Genomic DNA, 18,367 nt, shown 5'->3' with positions numbered 1-18,367 from the left:
TCACCGTTTTTCGCCAGGATTGTTAAATGCCATTACGGTAATTTATGATTCTGGAGTAAATGTGACTAAAACCAATCTCATCACCGGTTTTCTCGGCAGTGGCAAAACCACCTCTATTCTTCATTTATTGGCAAACAAAGATCCTGCTGAGAAGTGGGCCGTGCTGGTTAATGAGTTTGGCGAAGTTGGCATTGATGGCGCGCTACTGGCTAACAGCGGCGCACTGCTAAAAGAGATCCCCGGCGGCTGTATGTGCTGCGTTAACGGTCTGCCGATGCAGGTTGGTCTCAATACGCTGCTACGTCAGGGAAAACCTGACCGTCTGCTCATTGAACCCACCGGCCTCGGCCACCCTAAACAGATTCTGGATTTACTCACCGCACCGGTTTACGAACCGTGGATCGATCTGCGTGCGACCCTCTGTATTCTTGACCCGCGGCTGTTACTGGATGAAAAAAGCGTCGCCAATGACAATTTCCGCGATCAGCTGGCCGCCGCAGATATCATTGTTGCCAACAAAACCGACCGTGCCACGACGGAAAGCGAAAACGCCCTACAAAGCTGGTGGCAACACTATGGAGGTAATCGCCAGTTAGTTCATGCCGACCATGGACAAATTGACGGACAGCTACTGGATTTGCCCCGACTAAACCTGGCAGAGCTTCCTGCAAGCGCGGAGCACGCCCATAGTCATGCCGACAAAAAGGGGCTGGCAGCGTTGAGTCTACCCGCACAGCAGCGCTGGCGTCGTAGCCTGAACAGCGGACAGGGCCATCAGGCCTGCGGTTGGATTTTTGACGCCGATACGGTGTTCGATACTATCGGTCTGCTGGAATGGTCGCGTCTCGCTCCTGTTGGACGTGTGAAGGGGGTAATGCGTATTAAAGAAGGACTGGTACGCATTAACCGCCAGGGAGACGACTGGCATATAGAGACGCAAAACGTCGCGCCACCAGATAGTCGTATTGAACTCATCGCCGATACCGAGACCGACTGGAATGCGCTACAGAGCGCATTGTTGAGACTTCGTTTAGGCGCTAGCGCGTAAGGTTGCCTTCGTTTTTTAGCAATGGTAAACGACGATGAAAACCCGATACCCTCTAATCCTCCTGCTTAATATTGTGGGCCTGGCACTGTTTCTGTCCTGGTATATTCCAGCCGGGCATGGGTTCTGGTCTTCACTGGATACGGGCGTTTTCCGCTTCTTTAACCATAAACTGGTGGAAAGCCCGCTGTTCTTATGGGTTGTTGCTATAACCAATAACCGGGCATTTGATGGCTGCTCATTGCTGGCAATGGGCGCATTGATGCTGCACTTTTGGCTCAAAGAGACATCGGAAGGTCGCCGACGCATTGTGGCTATCGGTTTGGTTATGCTGCTTACCGCAGTGATATTAAATCAGCTGGGCCAGGCGCTTATTCCCGTTAAACGTGCCAGCCCAACCCTGATGCTGGATAATATTTATCGCGTCAGTGAACTGCTGCATATTCCGACCAAAGATGCGTCGAAAGACAGTTTTCCTGGCGATCACGGCATGATGTTGCTTATTTTTTCCGCATTCATGCTGCGTTATTTCGGAAAAGTCGCAGGAATAATCGGCCTTATTATCGCTGTGGTTTTTGCCTTCCCACGCGTAATGATTGGCGCCCACTGGCTCACCGATATCGTGGTTGGTTCCATGACGGTGGTCCTGATTGGCCTTCCCTGGTGGCTAATGACGCCAATAAGCGACCGCTTAGTCACTCTGTTCGTGAATTATCTACCCGGCAAAAACAAACAATTTTTAAACAAATAACACAGAGTAATTAACATCATCAGGGATACTTCTGATTCCCTGATGATGCCTGTCAATATTTCATCATTCTGATTGTCATTCTCCTGTCATCTTATTCATGTTTAAAATGAGTAAGTTGCGTATTTTTCACCCTGATTGTTCTTAATTTAGACAATGCCGTTTATTCACTTTCTGTATCAATTTTTCTTATAAGAAATCACGTAAAATCACTCGCATTGACCGGAACGATCGGGTAATCTCGAACACGTTTTGCCTCGCAGGATAATTATTCCCTTTCAGAATAAATTTGTGCGTTCTGCCACAGATTTGACCTTAAGGAATTGTCTCATCGTGCGATGGTAATTAGTCTCGTCACGTTTGGCATTTTTTATAACGATATTTATCGTTAAGGACTTCAAGGGAAAACAAACAAAATGGTCAAATCTCAACCGATTTTGAGATATATCTTGCGGGGCATACCCGCGATAGCAGTTGCGGTTCTGCTTTCTGCATGTAGCACAACGAACACCGCCAGGAATATGCATTCTGAGACGCATGCTGTGGGCAATGGAGATAACTCTTCACTGCAAGCCTCTCAGGATGAATTTGAAAATATGGTACGTAATATCGATGTTAAATCACGTATTATGGACCAATATGCTGACTGGAAAGGCGTGCGTTACCGCCTTGGCGGCAGCACCAAAAAAGGTATTGATTGTTCAAGCTTCGTACAACGTACGTTTCGTGAGCAATTTGGTTTAGAGCTTCCTCGCTCAACCTATGAACAACAGGAAACGGGTAAATCCGTTTCGCGCACTAATCTGCGTACAGGCGATCTGGTTCTGTTCCGTGCTGGCTCTACTGGCCGACACGTCGGTATTTATATCGGCAACAACCAGTTCGTACATGCCTCGACCAGCAGTGGCGTTATCATTTCCAGCATGAACGAGCCTTACTGGAAAAAACGTTACAACGAAGCTCGCCGGGTTCTGAGCCGCAGTTAATTTCGTTTGGCAGCTATCCCTTGGCTATCCTGATGAGACATATAAAAAAGCACTGCTACGGCGGTGCTTTTTTTTGCTTTGCCCTTGTGACTAAGAAAAATCTCACAACATGAGTCATTTCAGGTTATATTCATACAGGATAAGTGGTTACTTCAGGTAAACATAAGGAACTATGTTAAGGCGCTCCTCTTCTTCCGATCGGAAACTCCTGCTCACCTGCGTTATAACGGGGATAGTCGTCGCGTTACTCGTCAGCTCACTGCAGTTTTTTATGTCATGGCATCAACGAAACGCAAAGTACGACACGCTAACGTCTAACATACAAAACTATATTGAAAGTTTCTTCGCTGACCTTGAAACCACCACCAACACACTACAACCTCTGGTAAAAGACACCTGCTCGCAAGCTTCAGCTCAACTCACTTCCAGCGCCGCGTTTAGCCTGAATGTGCGGGCCTTTTTGCTGGTAAAAGACGGTATCGCTTTCTGCTCTTCAGCAACCGGTTCAATGAATACGCCTCTTCAGCAATTGGTTCCCGTGCTGGACATGACGAAAGATATCGATATGGATCTCCAGCCCGGTACGCCAATGATGCCGAATAAACCGGCAATACTCATTTGGTATCGCAATCATTCATTACAGAACAGCGGCGTTTTTGCCACCCTGAATGTTAACCTGGCACCCTATCTTCTCTATAACGCCCGGCAAGATGATTTCAACGGTGTGGCACTCATCGTCGGGAAGACGGCTATCACCACGTTTTCCAAACAATTAATCCCCGTGTCTGAACTCCCTGCTCTCCCATCATATAATGCAGCCTTGTCTACATTCCCGTTGGAGGTGCGTTTTTACGCGGATCGGTGGACATATAAAGATGTGGGATACGCCATCATGCTCGGATGCATGGCCGGGATCATGACCGCCCTCCTTCTCTGGTACTACATCTACAGCATCCGTTTACGCCCAGGCAAAGATATCCTCAACGCCATCAAACATAACCAGTTTTATGTGGTGTACCAGCCAGTCGTAGAGATGCAAACGCTCGAGGTGAAAGGCGTCGAGGTACTGTTACGTTGGAATCACCCAACAACGGGTGAGATCCCACCGGATGCCTTTATTCATTACGCTGAATCACAGAAAATGATTGTGCCGCTAACTCAGCACCTCTTCAAGCTGATAGCCCTGGACGCGCCGGCGCTGCAAAAAGTGTTACCCGTTGGCGCAAAATTGGGGATCAATATCGCGCCAACGCACTTACACGGCGAGACGTTTAAGGACGACATTCGGCACCTGCACGCTTCGCTTCCCGCAAACTATTTTCAGATAGTACTGGAAATCACTGAACGAGATATGCTCAATCAGCACGAGGCTACAAAGCTATTTGAATGGCTGCATTCCGCAGGTTTTGAGATTGCCATTGATGATTTTGGCACCGGTCATAGTGCGCTTATTTATCTGGAACGCTTTACCGTTGACTACCTGAAAATCGATCGCGGCTTTATTAACGCCATTGGGACGGAAACCCTGACCTCTCCGGTTCTGGACGCCGTGTTGACACTCTCTAAACGTCTCAATATGCTGACGGTTGCTGAAGGGGTAGAAACACCTGAGCAAGCCCGTTGGCTGCGCGAACATGGAGTACATTTTTTCCAGGGATACTGGATTAGCCGACCATTAAAGCTTGCTGATTTCGTGCGTTGGATGGCACAGCCCAATAAGCCGACGTGGTGATCGCAGTATGCGATTCATATACTCTCACTCGCCACTACATCCCTTATCTTTCAGGCATGATGCCCGTCGGGTTGTGGCAGGAAAAGGAAATCGCTTTTATATGATCCCTCGCGTACTGCTTCTGTTTATCGCCCTCATCGGGTTTAACGCTCAGGCGCAATCCATCAAAGAAAGCTATGCTTTTGCTGTACTGGGTGAACCTAAGTACGCATTTAACTTTAATCACTTCGATTATGTTAATCCCGCAGCCCCTAAAGGTGGTCAAATCACCCTCTCCGCCATTGGCACATTTGACAACTTTAACCGCTATGCAATGCGCGGTAATCCAGGCGCACGTACCGAAACGCTTTACGATACGCTGTTTACAACCTCTGACGATGAGCCTGGTAGCTATTACCCGCTCATTGCCGACAGCGCACGCTATGCTGACGACTATTCCTGGGTAGAAATTGCCATTAATCCACGAGCGCGTTTTCACGATGGATCACCCATTACCGCCCGCGACGTCGCATTCACCTTCCACAAATTTATGACTGAAGGCGTGCCACAGTTTCGTCTGGTCTACAAGGGAACAACGGTAAAAGCCATCGCGCCATTAACCGTACGCATTGAATTAGCCAAACCGAGTAAAGAGGACATGCTCAGCCTGTTTTCATTACCCGTGATGCCAGAGAAGTACTGGAAAGACCATAAGCTCAGCGATCCCTTATCATCGCCACCGCTCGCCAGCGGCCCTTATCGCATTACCAAATGGAAGATGGGCCAATATATTGTCTATTCGCGCGTCAAAGATTATTGGGCCGCTAATCTACCCGTCAATCGTGGACGCTGGAACTTCGATACCATCCGCTACGACTATTATCTGGATGATAACGTCGCCTTTGAAGCGTTTAAGGCCGGTGCGTTTGATCTGCGTCTTGAAAATGATGCCAAAAACTGGGCGACGCGTTATACCGGGAAAAATTTTGCGAATCATTACATCATCAAAGATGAACAAAAAAATGAATCCGCCCAGGATACGCGCTGGCTGGCTTTTAATATTCAGCGTCCGGTGTTCAGTGACCGACGGGTGCGGGAAGCCATCACGCTGGCCTTTGATTTTGAATGGATGAATAAAGCCCTGTTCTATAACGCCTGGAGCCGGACCAACAGCTATTTTCAGAATACCGAATATGCTGCGACAAAATACCCCGATGCAGATGAACTGGTGGTACTCGCGCCCTTGAAAAAAGATCTCCCTCCTGAGGTCTTCAGCCAAATCTATCAGCCGCCAAAATCAAAAGGCGATGGCTACGATCGTGAGAACTTGCTGAAAGCCGATACCTTGCTGGAACAAGCCGGATGGGTACTCAAGGGGCAGCAGCGCGTAAACAGCGTCAGCGGTAAACCTCTGAGCTTTGAACTATTGCTCCCGGCGGGCAGCAACAGTCAGTGGGTGTTGCCGTTCCAGCACAACCTGCAACGCTTAGGCATTACCATGAACATCCGCCAGGTTGATAACTCACAAATTACCAACCGCTTACGCAGTCGCGACTATGACATGATGCCAAGGTTGTATCGCGCAATGCCGTGGCCGAGTTCAGACCTGCAAATTCTGTGGGCTTCTCAATATATTGACTCCAGCTATAACGCCCCCGGTGTGCAAAGCCCGGTTATCGATAAGCTGATCGGTCAAATCATTGCCGCGCAAGGTGATAAAGCCAAACTGATCCCACTCGGCCGGGTACTGGACAGAGTTTTAACCTGGAATTACTACATGTTGCCGATGTGGTTTATGGCCGAGGATCGTATCGCCTGGTGGGACAAATTTTCGCATCCGGCTATTCGCCCAATTTATACCATTGGCCTCGACAACTGGTGGTATGACGTCAACAAAGCGGCGAAACTGCCCGCAGCCAGACGGCAGGGAGAATAGATGGGCGCTTATCTGATTCGACGTTTGCTGCTGGTGATCCCAACGCTTTGGGCCATCATCACCATCAACTTTTTTATCGTGCAAATTGCCCCCGGCGGTCCGGTTGAACAGGCCGTCGCCGCCATTGAGTTCGGGCAAAGCGGGGCATTACCTGGCGCGGGTAGCGAAGGCGTTCGCGCCAGCCATGCGCAAACCGGCGTTGGTAACATCAGCGACAGTAATTATCGCGGCGGCCGGGGTCTGGACCCGGAAGTCATCGCGGAAATCACTCGGCGCTACGGGTTCGATAAGCCCATTCATGAGCGTTATTTCAAAATGCTTTGGGACTATATTCGTTTCGATTTCGGCGACAGCCTGTTTCGTAGCGCCTCTGTGCTGACGCTTATCAAAGACAGCCTGCCGGTTTCCGTTACGCTGGGCCTATGGAGTACGCTCATCATCTATCTGGTGTCAATACCGCTTGGGATCCGCAAAGCGGTTCACAACGGCAGCCGGTTTGATATCTGGAGTAGCGCATTTATTATTATTGGCTATGCCATTCCGGCCTTTCTGTTTGCCATTTTGCTGATCGTCTTTTTTGCCGGGGGCAGCTACTACGACCTGTTCCCGCTGCGCGGGCTGGTTTCCGCCAATTTTGACTCCCTGCCCTGGTATCAGAAAGTGACTGACTACCTTTGGCATATTACCCTGCCGGTGCTGGCGACGGTAGTTGGTGGGTTTGCCGCGCTGACTATGCTGACCAAGAACTCATTTCTGGATGAGGTGCGCAAACAGTATGTCGTCACCGCACGCGCTAAAGGAGTCAGCGAGAAAAATATTCTGTGGAAACATGTGTTTCGCAATGCCATGTTGCTGGTGATCGCCGGCTTCCCGGCGACGTTTATCAGCATGTTTTTTACCGGTTCGCTGCTGATTGAAGTGATGTTCTCGCTTAACGGTCTGGGACTACTGGGGTATGAATCCACCGTATCACGCGACTACCCGGTAATGTTTGGCACACTCTATATCTTCACCCTGATCGGTCTGCTGCTGAATATCCTCAGCGACATCAGCTATACGCTGGTCGATCCCCGTATTGATTTTGAGGGACGCTAATGTCGCGATTAAGCCCCGTCAATCAGGCCCGCTGGGCGCGCTTTCGCCACAACCGTCGCGGCTACTGGTCGCTGTGGATTTTTCTGGTGCTGTTCGGTCTTAGTCTGTGTTCAGAGCTGATTGCCAATGATAAGCCGTTACTGGTGCGCTACGACAATAGCTGGTATTTCCCCCTGTTCAAAAACTACAGTGAAAGCGACTTCGGCGGACCGCTGGCGACCCGGGCTGATTATCAGGATCCGTGGCTACAGCAGCGCCTGGAAAACCAGGGCTGGATCCTGTGGGCACCAATACGCTTTGGGGCCACCAGCATTAACTTTGCCACCGATAAGCCCTTCCCTTCCCCGCCTTCTGCACAAAACTGGCTGGGAACAGACGCCAACGGCGGTGATGTACTGGCACGGATCCTCTACGGCACACGTATTTCGGTCTTATTTGGCTTAATGCTCACCCTGTGTTCGAGCGTGATGGGCATTATGGCTGGCGCAATACAGGGCTATTATGGCGGCAAGGTGGACCTGTGGGGGCAACGATTCATTGAAGTTTGGTCCGGTATGCCAACGCTGTTTCTCATCATTCTACTGTCGAGCGTTGTCCAGCCTAACTTCTGGTGGCTGCTGGGTATTACGGTGTTGTTTGGCTGGATGAGCCTGGTTGGCGTGGTGCGCGCGGAGTTTTTACGTACCCGAAACTTTGATTATATTCGTGCCGCTCAGGCGCTCGGCGTGAGCGATAGCAGTATTATTCTGCGCCATATGCTACCCAATGCGATGGTTGCCGCTCTGACCTTTTTACCGTTTATTTTGTGCGCCTCGATAACCACTCTAACCTCGCTGGATTTTCTTGGGTTTGGCTTACCGCTTGGCTCGCCATCGCTCGGAGAACTTCTGTTACAGGGTAAAAACAACCTGCAGGCACCGTGGCTTGGCATTACCGCGTTCATCTCCGTTGCCCTGCTCTTATCGCTTCTGATCTTTATTGGTGAAGCGGTACGCGACGCGTTCGATCCCAACAAGGCGATTTAAGATGACACAACCTCTGTTAGCTATTGACAATTTATCGGTAGGTTTTCGTCAACAAGAGACCGTGCGCATCGTGGTCAACAGTCTGTCACTGCGCGTTGATGCCGGACAAACGCTGGCACTGGTGGGTGAGTCCGGCTCAGGTAAAAGCGTGACCGCGCTATCTATTTTACGGTTATTGCCCTCCCCTCCGGTCGTCTACCTTTCCGGCGACATCCGTTTTCATGGTGAATCATTACTTCACGCCGATGAGCAAACGCTTCGCGGCGTGCGGGGGAATAAAATCGCCATGATTTTCCAGGAACCAATGGTGTCACTGAACCCGCTCCACAATCTGGAAAAACAGCTTTATGAAGTGCTGTCGCTGCATAGGGGAATGCGTCGGGAGGCCGCGCGAGCAGAAATCCTGACCTGTCTGGATCGCGTCGGCATCCGTCAGGCGGCCAAACGTCTCGCAGACTACCCGCACCAACTGTCCGGCGGGGAACGCCAGCGCGTGATGATTGCCATGGCATTGCTAACACGACCGGAGCTGCTGATTGCCGATGAACCGACTACCGCGCTGGACGTTTCCGTTCAGGCACAGATCCTGCAACTGCTGAGGGAACTACAGCGCGAGCTGAACATGGGATTACTGTTCATCACCCACAACCTCAGCATTGTGAAAAAGCTGGCCGATACCGTGGCAGTCATGCAAAACGGTCAGTGCGTTGAGCAAAATAAAGCAGCACAGTTGCTCACTGCGCCCACGCATCCCTACACGCAGAAATTGCTAAACAGTGAACCTTCCGGCGACCCGGTACCTTTACCGGCCGGACAAGCCCCGCTGCTGGAAGTGGAAAAACTGCACGTCGCCTTCCCCATCCGCAAAGGTATCCTGAAGCGTGTGGTGGACCACAACGTCGTGGTTAACAATATCAGTTTCTCTCTTCGGCCCGGTGAAACGCTGGGGTTGGTAGGTGAGTCTGGGTCGGGGAAAAGCACTACCGGACTGGCGCTCCTGAGGTTAATCTCCTCACAGGGAAGTATTGTGTTCGATGGTCAGGCGCTGCATACCTTAAATCGTCGCCAGCTGTTGCCGGTCCGTCACCGTATTCAGGTGGTATTTCAGGATCCCAACTCCTCGCTTAACCCACGCCTGAGCGTGCTACAGATTATCGAGGAGGGGTTACGCGTTCATCAGCCAACCCTGTCAGCCGAACAACGCGAGGCGCAGGTGAAAGCGGTGATGACGGAAGTGGGACTGGATAGCGAAACGCGGCATCGTTACCCGGCTGAGTTTTCCGGCGGTCAGCGTCAACGTATTGCCATCGCCAGAGCATTGATTCTCAAACCTTCCTTGATTATCCTGGATGAGCCAACATCATCGCTAGACAGAACCGTACAGGCGCAAATCCTGACGTTGTTAAAGTCCTTACAGGAAAAGCATCGGCTGGCTTATATTTTTATCAGCCATGATTTGCACGTAGTACGCGCGTTATGCCATCAGGTTATTGTGCTACGTCAGGGAGAGGTTGTGGAGCAAGGGCAATGCGAGCACGTATTTAACGCGCCACAGCAAGCCTATACGCGTCAGCTGCTTGCGCTAAGCTGACGCTCAAAACGGATTGTTATTTGAAAACGGCTCTGCGATGGCCACGCCGAAGTTTTTCAGTCTGCAGGTCGCGGCAAATTCATCCTGGCGATTCACAAACAGGCACGGCTCCCCTTCGCATTCCAGTACGGAACAAGGAACCTCAATGTCGCTGAGGGCCTGGCTGAGCTTATGCATGACTGACCATGCGCTGTCACCATCAGGGCTGAGCAATTTGAGCGCCACCAGGCTGTTCTCATTGCTCTGACCGTTTTGCGGAATCGGTTCAACCTTTGAACCTGCGAAACCCACCGACCAACGATAGCTCTGCGGCAGACGATGAACGATTGAGAGTTGTAATGTCATCACTTTCTTTCCCTGGAAGCACAATCACTTCACAATTACTTTACATCAATATTAACACATCATTGACAATACGTCTTCAGACAGTTGGTAAACGTTTACACCCTGTCTTTATGCCGCTTTCCGAACCAGGTAATTAAAATTATTCAATGGTTCTGGCATATTTCCGGGCTATATGTACTCGTTTCTGCGATCTAACTCAACCTTTTTAACTACAATGATGTGACTTTTTACATAAATTGATTTTACATAAAATAAACATAACCGGGGGAAATGATAGATTTGCGGTTGATGTATATCAACTCTGGAGGCCTTAAGGCCCCCAGGATGTGTAATAGATCACCGTTTTTGGGCGCGACTGGCGTAAAGACAGAAGAGAATTGAACAGGTAGCGCAAAATGCGATCGACCATATCATTGGCCAGGCCGAGTTAAAGGTCGCCAGAGACAACAGCGCCCCAACGATGGCGCCAATGCCGAAGCGGAATGTCCCTGCCAGCGATGACGCCGTTCCTGCCATATGTGGAAATTCATCCAGAATAACCGCCATGGCGTTAGATGACACCATCGACACACAGCCAACAAACGCCGCAACGCCCACAACCAGGGCCCAGAACCCCAACCCAAACAGTGTGCTAAAGACCATCCAGCCAGCCATCACGAACTGGATCCACAGACCGGTACGGAACATATTCAATGCCCCAACCCGACGCACAAAGCGGCTGTTGATGATAGTCATCACGAACAGGAATACGATGTTCAGTGCGAAGTAATAACCGAAATGTTGCGGTGAAACGTGGTTGATCTCAATGTAGACAAAGGGTCCGGCGCTCAGAAACGAGAACATCCCGGCAAAACTGAATCCGCTGGCCAGCATATAGCTCAGCACACGTTTATGACGAAACAGCGAGGCAAAGTTGCCAATAGTAGTACGCAGGCGAAACGGCTGGCGACGCTCTACCGGCAGAGTCTCTTTGATCAGTGTAAGGATCATCACCGACGCCAGAATAGCTGCCATGGCGAGGATCCAAAAGATATAGTGCCAGCTCAGCCATACCAGCACCCAGCCACCCATAATCGGTGCCATTAATGGCGCAATTGTCGTGACCAGCATAACGAATGACATCATGCGCGAAAACTCTTCTTTCGGATAGATATCACGCATCAGGGCGTTGATAACCACGCTCGCCGCCGCCGCAGCCAGGCCGTGGAAGAAACGCATCACGATCAGTTGATCGATGGTTTGCGCCAGTGCGCAGGCCACTGCCGCCGCCGCAAACACCAGCGTCCCGCCCAGGATCACTGGCTTGCGTCCAAGGCTATCTGCCATTGGACCATAGAACAGTTGCCCCACTGCGAACCCCAGAATATAGGTACTGAGGGTCATCTGCGCGCTACCTGCTGGCACACCAAACTGTTCAGAGATAACAGGCAGCGCCGGAAGATACATATCAATCGACAACGGCATCAACATGGCTAACAAGCCAAGGATAAAGACAATGGCAATTGACGAGTTCTGCCGGGTGGTCACATTTAGCTCCTGAAATTAACGCGGGGTTAAGTTAACGCTGGCGATTTCTTCTTCAGTCAAAGGACGGTATTCACCTGGCGCCAGATCCTCATCAAGCCTGATGTCACCAATCCGTTCACGGTGCAGTTCCACAACGTGGTTACCCACCGCGGCAAACATACGTTTAACCTGATGATAGCGCCCTTCGCTGATGGTCAAGCGCACCTGAGTTGGCGTAATCACTTCCAGCACGGCCGGTTTGGTCAGGTCTTTCTCATTGTGCAACTGTACGCCATGGGCAAACTGTTCGGCGGTATCATCTGCCACTGGCGACTCCAGCGTCACCAGATAGGTTTTCTCACAATGGTGACGAGGAGAGGTGATGCGATGCGACCACTGTCCGTCATCGGTCATCAGTACCAGTCCAGTGGTGTCGATATCCAGACGCCCTGCCGCATGCAGTTTGTAGGCAACCGGTTCATCAAGGAAATAGAGAACCGTCGGGTGATCGGGATCATCCGTTGAGCAAACATAACCCTGAGGCTTATTCAGCATAAAATAGCGCGGGCCATTTTGTTGAACCAGGGAATTACCGTCATATTCTACGTCGTGTTCTGGCAGCAGCTTAAAAGCGCTATTTCTGACGATTTCACCGTCGACGGTAACGCGGTTAGCACGGATCTCACGCCCGGCAATAGCGCGGCTGACGCCGAGTTGCTGAGCGATAAATTTATCAAGTCGCATGTGTGTGATTTTGCCTGTAAAAATACGAGAATCGGGTTTACGCCCGAAAAGTGGGACCGTTATCCGCCCAGTATAGCGGCGTTACACCATCCCTCAAGAGAAATGATTCATGGCATACTACTCCTTGTTATTGTTTATCATAGTGAGCCCATGATTTTTACTCTTCGCCCGTACCAAAAAGAAGCCGTGGACGCCACGCTCAACCATTTTCGCCACCACCGCACCCCGGCGGTTATCGTCCTGCCAACCGGCGCGGGCAAAAGTCTGGTGATTGCCGAGCTGGCCCGCGTAGCGCGTGGTCGCGTACTGGTACTGGCGCACGTCAAAGAACTGGTCGCACAAAACCATGCGAAATATTGTGCGCTGGGGCTGGAAGCCGATATTTTTGCCGCAGGCCTGAAGCGTAAAGAGAGCCACGGAAAAGTGGTATTTGGCAGCGTACAGTCGGTAGCGCGTAATCTGGACGCCTTTCAGGGAGAATTCTCCCTGCTTATCGTCGATGAATGCCATCGCATTGGCGATGATGAAGAGAGTCAGTATCAGCAAATCCTCACTCACCTGACCAAAGTAAATCCTCACTTACGCCTGCTCGGACTTACCGCCACACCTTTTCGTTTGGGCAAAGGCTGGATTTATCATTTTCATTATCACGGAATGGTACGCGGCGATGAAAAAGCACTGTTTCGCGACTGCATTTATGAATTACCGCTGCGCTACATGATTAAACACGGCTACCTGACGCCGCCAGAACGCCTCGACATGCCGGTAGTGCAATATGACTTCAGCCGCCTGCAGGCGCAAAGTAACGGCCTGTTTAGCGAAGCGGACCTGAATCAGGAGCTGAAAAAGCAGCAGCGAATAACGCCGCATATCATCAGCCAGATTGTCGAGTTTGCCCAGACGCGTAAAGGGGTGATGATTTTCGCCGCCACAGTTGAACACGCCAAAGAAATTCTGGGTCTGCTGCCTGCTGACGACGCCGCACTTATCACCGGAGACACGCCTGGCGCCGAACGCGACGTGCTGATTGAAGAGTTCAAAGCCCAACGTTTTCGCTATCTGGTGAATGTGTCGGTCCTGACCACTGGCTTCGATGCCCCGCACGTCGACCTTATCGCCATTCTGCGCCCGACCGAGTCAGTTAGCCTTTACCAACAAATTGTCGGTCGTGGGCTGCGCCTGGCGCCGGGTAAAACCGACTGTCTGATCCTCGATTACGCTGGCAACCCGCACGACCTGTACGCGCCGGAAGTTGGTGCGCCGAAAGGGAAAAGCGACAACGTTCCAGTACAGGTGTTCTGTCCTGCCTGCGGCTTCGCCAACACCTTCTGGGGCAAAACAACGGCCGACGGCACGCTGATTGAGCACTTTGGCCGCCGCTGTCAGGGATGGTTTGAAGATGATGACGGCCATCGCGAACAGTGCGATTTTCGTTTCCGTTTTAAAAACTGCCCGCAGTGCAACGCGGAAAATGACATCGCCGCCCGCCGTTGTAGGGAGTGCGACGCAGTTCTGGTTGACCCGGATGACATGCTGAAAGCCGCGCTCAGGCTTAAAGATGCGCTGGTTCTGCGCTGCAGCGGGATGGCGCTACAAAATGGGCAGGATGAAAAAGGCGAATGGCTGAAAATTACCTATTACGATGAAGATGGCGCTGACGTCAGCGAACGCTTTCGCCTGCATACTCCCGCGCAGCGTACAGCCTTCGAGCAACTGTTTATTCGCCCGCATACCCGAACGCCTGGCATTCCCTTACGCTGGATAACCGCCGCCGATATCCTCGCCCAGCAGGCGCTGTTACGTCATCCTGATTTCGTGGTCGCGCGCATGAAAGGTCAGTACTGGCAGGTCCGTGAAAAGGTCTTCGATTATGAAGGACGCTTTCGTCGGGCACATGAATTACGCGGTTAATCGTACTTTTGATTGATGTACCAGCCGTTTGAGTATAGAATCTCGCCCGCTTTTGCATACGCAAAGCAGATCACTTACCTGTTGCTGGGTCGCCTGTAGCAGGAATTATTAAAGAGAGATTTAAATGTTTACTATCAACGCTGAAGTACGTAAAGAGCAGGGTAAGGGTGCGAGCCGCCGCCTGCGTGCCGCTAACAAGTTCCCGGCAATCATCTACGGTGGCGCAGAAGCCCCGATTGCTATCGAACTGGATCACGATGCAGTTATGAACATGCAAGCTAAAGCTGAATTCTACAGCGAAGTTCTGACCATCGTTGTTGACGGTAAAGAAGTTAAAGTTAAAGCTCAGGCTGTACAGCGTCACCCGTTCAAGCCGAAGCTGTCTCACATCGACTTCGTTCGCGCGTAATCGCAAACAAGTTGAAGAAAAACCCCGCCAAGGCGGGGTTTTTTTATGGGATTTTGTAATCGATACTGATGGTTCTCGTCGACCGGATAAGGCGTTTACGCTCTCACCCGGCAAACGGTTTTATTTCCCGCCCGACGTGCGACGCTGCAGCTGGTCGCGCAGGTTCGGCGGCGTACCTTTGATGGTCAAAGTATCTGTAGCCGGATCCCAGAAAATACGTTCACCCAGTAGCATGGCGTCAAAGTTGATGGTTAACCCACCGCCGCTTCCGGCAAATTTGGTTAACTGACGCAGCGTACTGCGATCTGCCGGGAAGCTCTCTTCCAGCTCGTAGCCTTTATCAGCGGTAAATTCGCTGAAGCTAACTTCACTGACGCCGGAAAGCTCTTTGGACAGCGACTCCAGCTCGATCTCTTCACCGGCTTGTAGCTGTTCGTTGCAGTAGCTGTACACCTGCTGACGCACGTTCTGGCGTTCAGCTTTATCGAGCTGCGCCTCGGCAGTAAAGTCATCGACCGCCTGCAGCAGGCCACGGTTTTGCGCTTTGGCGTTCAGACCTTCACTGGCACCGAGGAAATCCATAAAGAAATCGGCGACTTTGCGCCCTACCCGCCCTTTCAGGAACGTCAGATAGCGCGTGGACTCCGGATTGGTTTCCCATTCGGTTAAATCAATACGCGCCACGATATCCGCATGATTGATGTCCAGATAGTGCGTCGGATTGATATCCAGATTTTCATTGACGCGCATGCTGCTTAAATTGTTCAGCACGGCGACCAACAGATACTCTACCGCCAGATAGCGGTAATGGCAGAACAGGACAATGCCGCCGTCGGCAAAAGGATATTTCGCCAGCTCGTCCCGCAAGCGTCCGGTCGCGGCACGACTAAATGCCAGAAAATCCTCTTCGCCCTGACGCTGTAAACGCAGCGTTTGTGCCAGTTCACTCTCTTCGCTAAACAGGCCATAAGCTTTATTCTTGGCGCTATATACCCGATGCAGCTCAGCCATCATATCGACAACCGTCGCTGTCGGTTCCAGTAATGAATCGCGCAAGACCAGCTCAAGGTTCTGCTCGTCACGTTTGATAAGCTGGTGCAGGGCAATCTGGTTGATATCCAGACTCATGATAAACTCTCCTTTTAGACCGGGCGGTATTCAACCACCTGCCGGGCAGTGACGCAATAGAAGATAAAAAAGCAGAAAAAAAACTGTCTGTACGGTAATATGTTGCCCTTTCATGAACAGACTGATTTCGATTTATGCCACAAATTTCCCGCTATAGTGACGAACACGTTGAACAACTGCTGAATGAGATGCTCAACGTACTGGAAAAACATAAGGCGCCGACCGACCTTTCCCTGATGGTACTGGGAAATATGGTGACTAACCTTATCAATACAAGCATCGCACCGGCCCAGCGCCAGGCGATTGCCAACTCTTTTGCCCGCGCATTACAGTCTTCGGTAAACGACGACCAAGCGCATTAAGAGCCTGCTCCGGGGAAACGAACAACAGTTTATGGTAACTCATCGTCAGCGCTACCGTGAGAAAGTCTCCCAGATGGTTAGCTGGGGGCACTGGTTTGCCTTGTTCAACATTCTGTTGGCCGTGGTACTCGGTAGCCGTTACCTGTTTGTCGCCGACTGGCCGACAACGCTTGCAGGTCGTATTTATTCCTATGTAAGCCTGGTCGGACATTTTAGTTTTCTGGTGTTTGCCACCTATCTGCTAATCCTGTTTCCCCTGACGTTTATCGTCATGTCCCAGAGGCTGATGCGATTCTTATCAGCTATTCTGGCGACGGTGGGCATGACGCTGTTGCTAATCGACAGCGAAGTTTTCACCCGCTTCCATTTGCACCTCAACCCGATCGTCTGGGAACTGGTCATCAATCCTGACCAGAATGAAGCGGCGCGTGACTGGCAACTGATGTTTATCAGCGTGCCAGTGATTTTGTTAATTGAAATGCTGTTTGCGACCTGGAGCTGGCAAAAGCTGCGTAGCCTGACGCGTCGTCGCCACTTCGCCAAACCATTAGCCGCATTCTTCTTCATTTGCTTTATCGCCTCGCACGTGGTGTATATCTGGGCGGATGCCAATTTCTATCGCCCGATTACCATGCAGCGCGCGAACCTGCCGCTCTCCTACCCGATGACGGCGCGTAAGTTCCTGGAAAAACATGGTCTGCTGGATGCGCAAGAGTATCAGCGTCGCCTGATCGAGCAGGGGAATCCGGAAGCAGTTTCCGTGCAGTACCCGCTGAGCGAACTGCGCTATCGCGATATGGGCACCGGCCAGAACGTCCTGCTAATCACCGTCGACGGCCTGAACTATTCACGCTTTGAAAAGCAGATGCCTGCGCTGGCTGAATTCGCCGGGCAGAATATCTCCTTTACGCGTCACATGAGCACCGGTAACACCACAGATAACGGGATTTTTGGCCTGTTCTACGGCGTCTCACCAAGCTACATGGATGGGATTTTATCGACCCGAACGCCTGCGGCGTTGATTTCCGCGCTGAACCAGCAGGGCTATCAGTTAGGGCTATTCTCCTCGGATGGCTTTACCAGCCCGCTTTATCGCCAGGCGCTGCTATCAGATTTCTCCATGCCAAGCGTGCAAACGCAATCTGACGAGCAAACTGCAAGCCAGTGGATTAACTGGCTGGGACGCTACGCGCAGGAAGATAACCGCTGGTTCTCGTGGGTCTCCTTTAACGGGACCAACCTTGATGAGAGTAACCAGAAGAATTTTGCCAAACGCTATGCCAGCGCCGCTCAGGATGTGGATGCCAACATCAACCGCGTTATTAGCGCCCTGCGCGACTCCGGCAAACTGAACAACACGGTGGTGATTATTACCGCAGGTCGGGGCGTGCCACTGACGCAGGAAGAGAACAACTTTGCCTGGTCGCGAGGCCATCTGCAGGTTCCTCTGGTTATTCACTGGCCGGGAACGCCTGCACAGCGCATCAATAGTCTTACCGATCATACGGACCTGATGACAACGCTGATGCAGCGCCTACTGCACGTCAGTACACCTGCTAACGAATACTCGCAGGGGCAGGATCTGTTCAATGCAACTCGCCGCCATTACTGGGTTACTGCCGCTGACGGCAGCACGATGGCCGTTACCACACCCGAGATGACGCTGGTGCTGAACAACAACGGTAATTATCAGACCTATAATTTGCGCGGCGAGAAAATAAAAGATCAGAAACCGCAGCTAAGTCTGCTGTTACAGGTTCTGACGGATGAGAAGCGATTTATTGCTAACTGATTAATTATAAATCAGTTAGCGAGACATGCTCTT

Annotated in this window: 16 protein-coding genes; 12 read left to right on the top strand and 4 right to left on the bottom strand. The window is 51.3% G+C overall.

The genetic code is table 11. The features are described 5' to 3' along the window. Positions 1-61 precede the first annotated feature (61 nt). The 8 genes from OGV85_RS14735 to yejF all read left to right on the top strand — a co-directional run bounded on the left by OGV85_RS14735 (position 62) and on the right by yejF (position 10,137). Positions 62-1,048 (top strand): CobW family GTP-binding protein, encoded by a 987-nt coding sequence (locus OGV85_RS14735; RefSeq protein WP_003027465.1) that lies wholly within the window; start codon positions 62-64, stop codon positions 1,046-1,048. 34 nt (positions 1,049-1,082) lie between these two features. Next, positions 1,083-1,796: a phosphatase PAP2 family protein gene (locus OGV85_RS14730; protein WP_061548536.1), complete on the top strand. Its 714-nt coding sequence runs from the start codon at positions 1,083-1,085 to the stop codon at positions 1,794-1,796. Positions 1,797-2,209: 413 nt separating this feature from the next. Then, positions 2,210-2,779, top strand: a complete 570-nt coding sequence (mepS, locus tag OGV85_RS14725) for a bifunctional murein DD-endopeptidase/murein LD-carboxypeptidase (protein WP_003027474.1) — start codon at positions 2,210-2,212, stop codon at positions 2,777-2,779. A 172-nt stretch (positions 2,780-2,951) separates the two neighbouring features. Beyond that, positions 2,952-4,511, top strand: a complete 1,560-nt coding sequence (locus OGV85_RS14720; RefSeq protein WP_177711677.1) for a cyclic di-GMP phosphodiesterase — start codon at positions 2,952-2,954, stop codon at positions 4,509-4,511. A gap of 100 nt (positions 4,512-4,611) precedes the next feature. Continuing rightward, positions 4,612-6,426 carry an extracellular solute-binding protein gene (locus OGV85_RS14715; RefSeq protein WP_061548534.1) on the top strand — a complete coding sequence of 605 codons (1,815 nt, stop codon included), beginning with the start codon at positions 4,612-4,614 and terminating at the stop codon, positions 6,424-6,426. Continuing rightward, positions 6,427-7,521, top strand: a complete 1,095-nt coding sequence (locus OGV85_RS14710) for a microcin C ABC transporter permease YejB (RefSeq protein WP_032949670.1) — start codon at positions 6,427-6,429, stop codon at positions 7,519-7,521. It abuts the gene before it with no gap. Further along, positions 7,521-8,546, top strand: a complete 1,026-nt coding sequence (locus OGV85_RS14705; protein ID WP_003840055.1) for an ABC transporter permease — start codon at positions 7,521-7,523, stop codon at positions 8,544-8,546. Before OGV85_RS14710 ends, OGV85_RS14705 begins: the two co-directional genes overlap by 1 nt. Position 8,547: 1 nt before the next feature. After that, positions 8,548-10,137, top strand: coding sequence for a microcin C ABC transporter ATP-binding protein YejF (gene yejF, locus OGV85_RS14700; RefSeq protein WP_061548533.1), 1,590 nt, complete (start codon positions 8,548-8,550; stop codon positions 10,135-10,137). Positions 10,138-10,140: 3 nt separating this feature from the next. Here the strand turns inward: yejF and OGV85_RS14695 are convergent, their stop codons facing one another. The 3 genes from OGV85_RS14695 to rsuA form a co-directional block, all read right to left on the bottom strand. Beyond that, positions 10,141-10,485, bottom strand: coding sequence for a YejG family protein (locus OGV85_RS14695; RefSeq protein ID WP_085951589.1), 345 nt, complete (start codon positions 10,483-10,485; stop codon positions 10,141-10,143). Between the two features lie 333 nt (positions 10,486-10,818). Further along, the gene (locus OGV85_RS14690; protein WP_061548532.1) at positions 10,819-12,009 is read right to left on the bottom strand and encodes a Bcr/CflA family multidrug efflux MFS transporter; all 1,191 of its coding nucleotides are present in this window, start codon (positions 12,007-12,009) and stop codon (positions 10,819-10,821) included. Between the two features lie 15 nt (positions 12,010-12,024). Next, positions 12,025-12,732, bottom strand: coding sequence for a 16S rRNA pseudouridine(516) synthase RsuA (gene rsuA / locus OGV85_RS14685; RefSeq protein WP_003027496.1), 708 nt, complete (start codon positions 12,730-12,732; stop codon positions 12,025-12,027). Between the two features lie 150 nt (positions 12,733-12,882). Between rsuA and radD the strand changes: the two genes are divergently transcribed. After that, positions 12,883-14,643, top strand: a complete 1,761-nt coding sequence (gene radD, locus OGV85_RS14680) for a DNA repair helicase RadD (protein ID WP_044701147.1) — start codon at positions 12,883-12,885, stop codon at positions 14,641-14,643. 124 nt (positions 14,644-14,767) lie between these two features. Continuing rightward, positions 14,768-15,052, top strand: a complete 285-nt coding sequence (rplY, locus tag OGV85_RS14675) for a 50S ribosomal protein L25 (protein ID WP_003027502.1) — start codon at positions 14,768-14,770, stop codon at positions 15,050-15,052. Between the two features lie 120 nt (positions 15,053-15,172). On the opposite strand, the gene yejK is transcribed toward rplY, so the two are convergent. After that, on the bottom strand, positions 15,173-16,180 hold the full coding sequence (gene yejK / locus OGV85_RS14670; RefSeq protein WP_003027504.1) for a nucleoid-associated protein YejK: 1,008 nt from the start codon (positions 16,178-16,180) through the stop codon (positions 15,173-15,175). A gap of 134 nt (positions 16,181-16,314) precedes the next feature. Between yejK and OGV85_RS14665 the strand changes: the two genes are divergently transcribed. Further along, a complete protein-coding gene (locus OGV85_RS14665; RefSeq protein ID WP_003027506.1) occupies positions 16,315-16,542 on the top strand; it encodes a YejL family protein in 228 nt (75 codons plus the stop codon). A gap of 31 nt (positions 16,543-16,573) precedes the next feature. Beyond that, positions 16,574-18,334 carry an LPS biosynthesis-modulating metalloenzyme YejM gene (gene yejM / locus OGV85_RS14660; RefSeq protein WP_003027509.1) on the top strand — a complete coding sequence of 587 codons (1,761 nt, stop codon included), beginning with the start codon at positions 16,574-16,576 and terminating at the stop codon, positions 18,332-18,334. Positions 18,335-18,367: the final 33 nt, after the last annotated feature.

Origin of the sequence: Citrobacter sp. Cf132, assembly GCF_030333885.1 — a bacterium.
GTDB classification, from domain to species: domain Bacteria; phylum Pseudomonadota; class Gammaproteobacteria; order Enterobacterales; family Enterobacteriaceae; genus Citrobacter; species Citrobacter freundii.
This window is presented reverse-complemented; position numbering and strand designations above follow the sequence as displayed.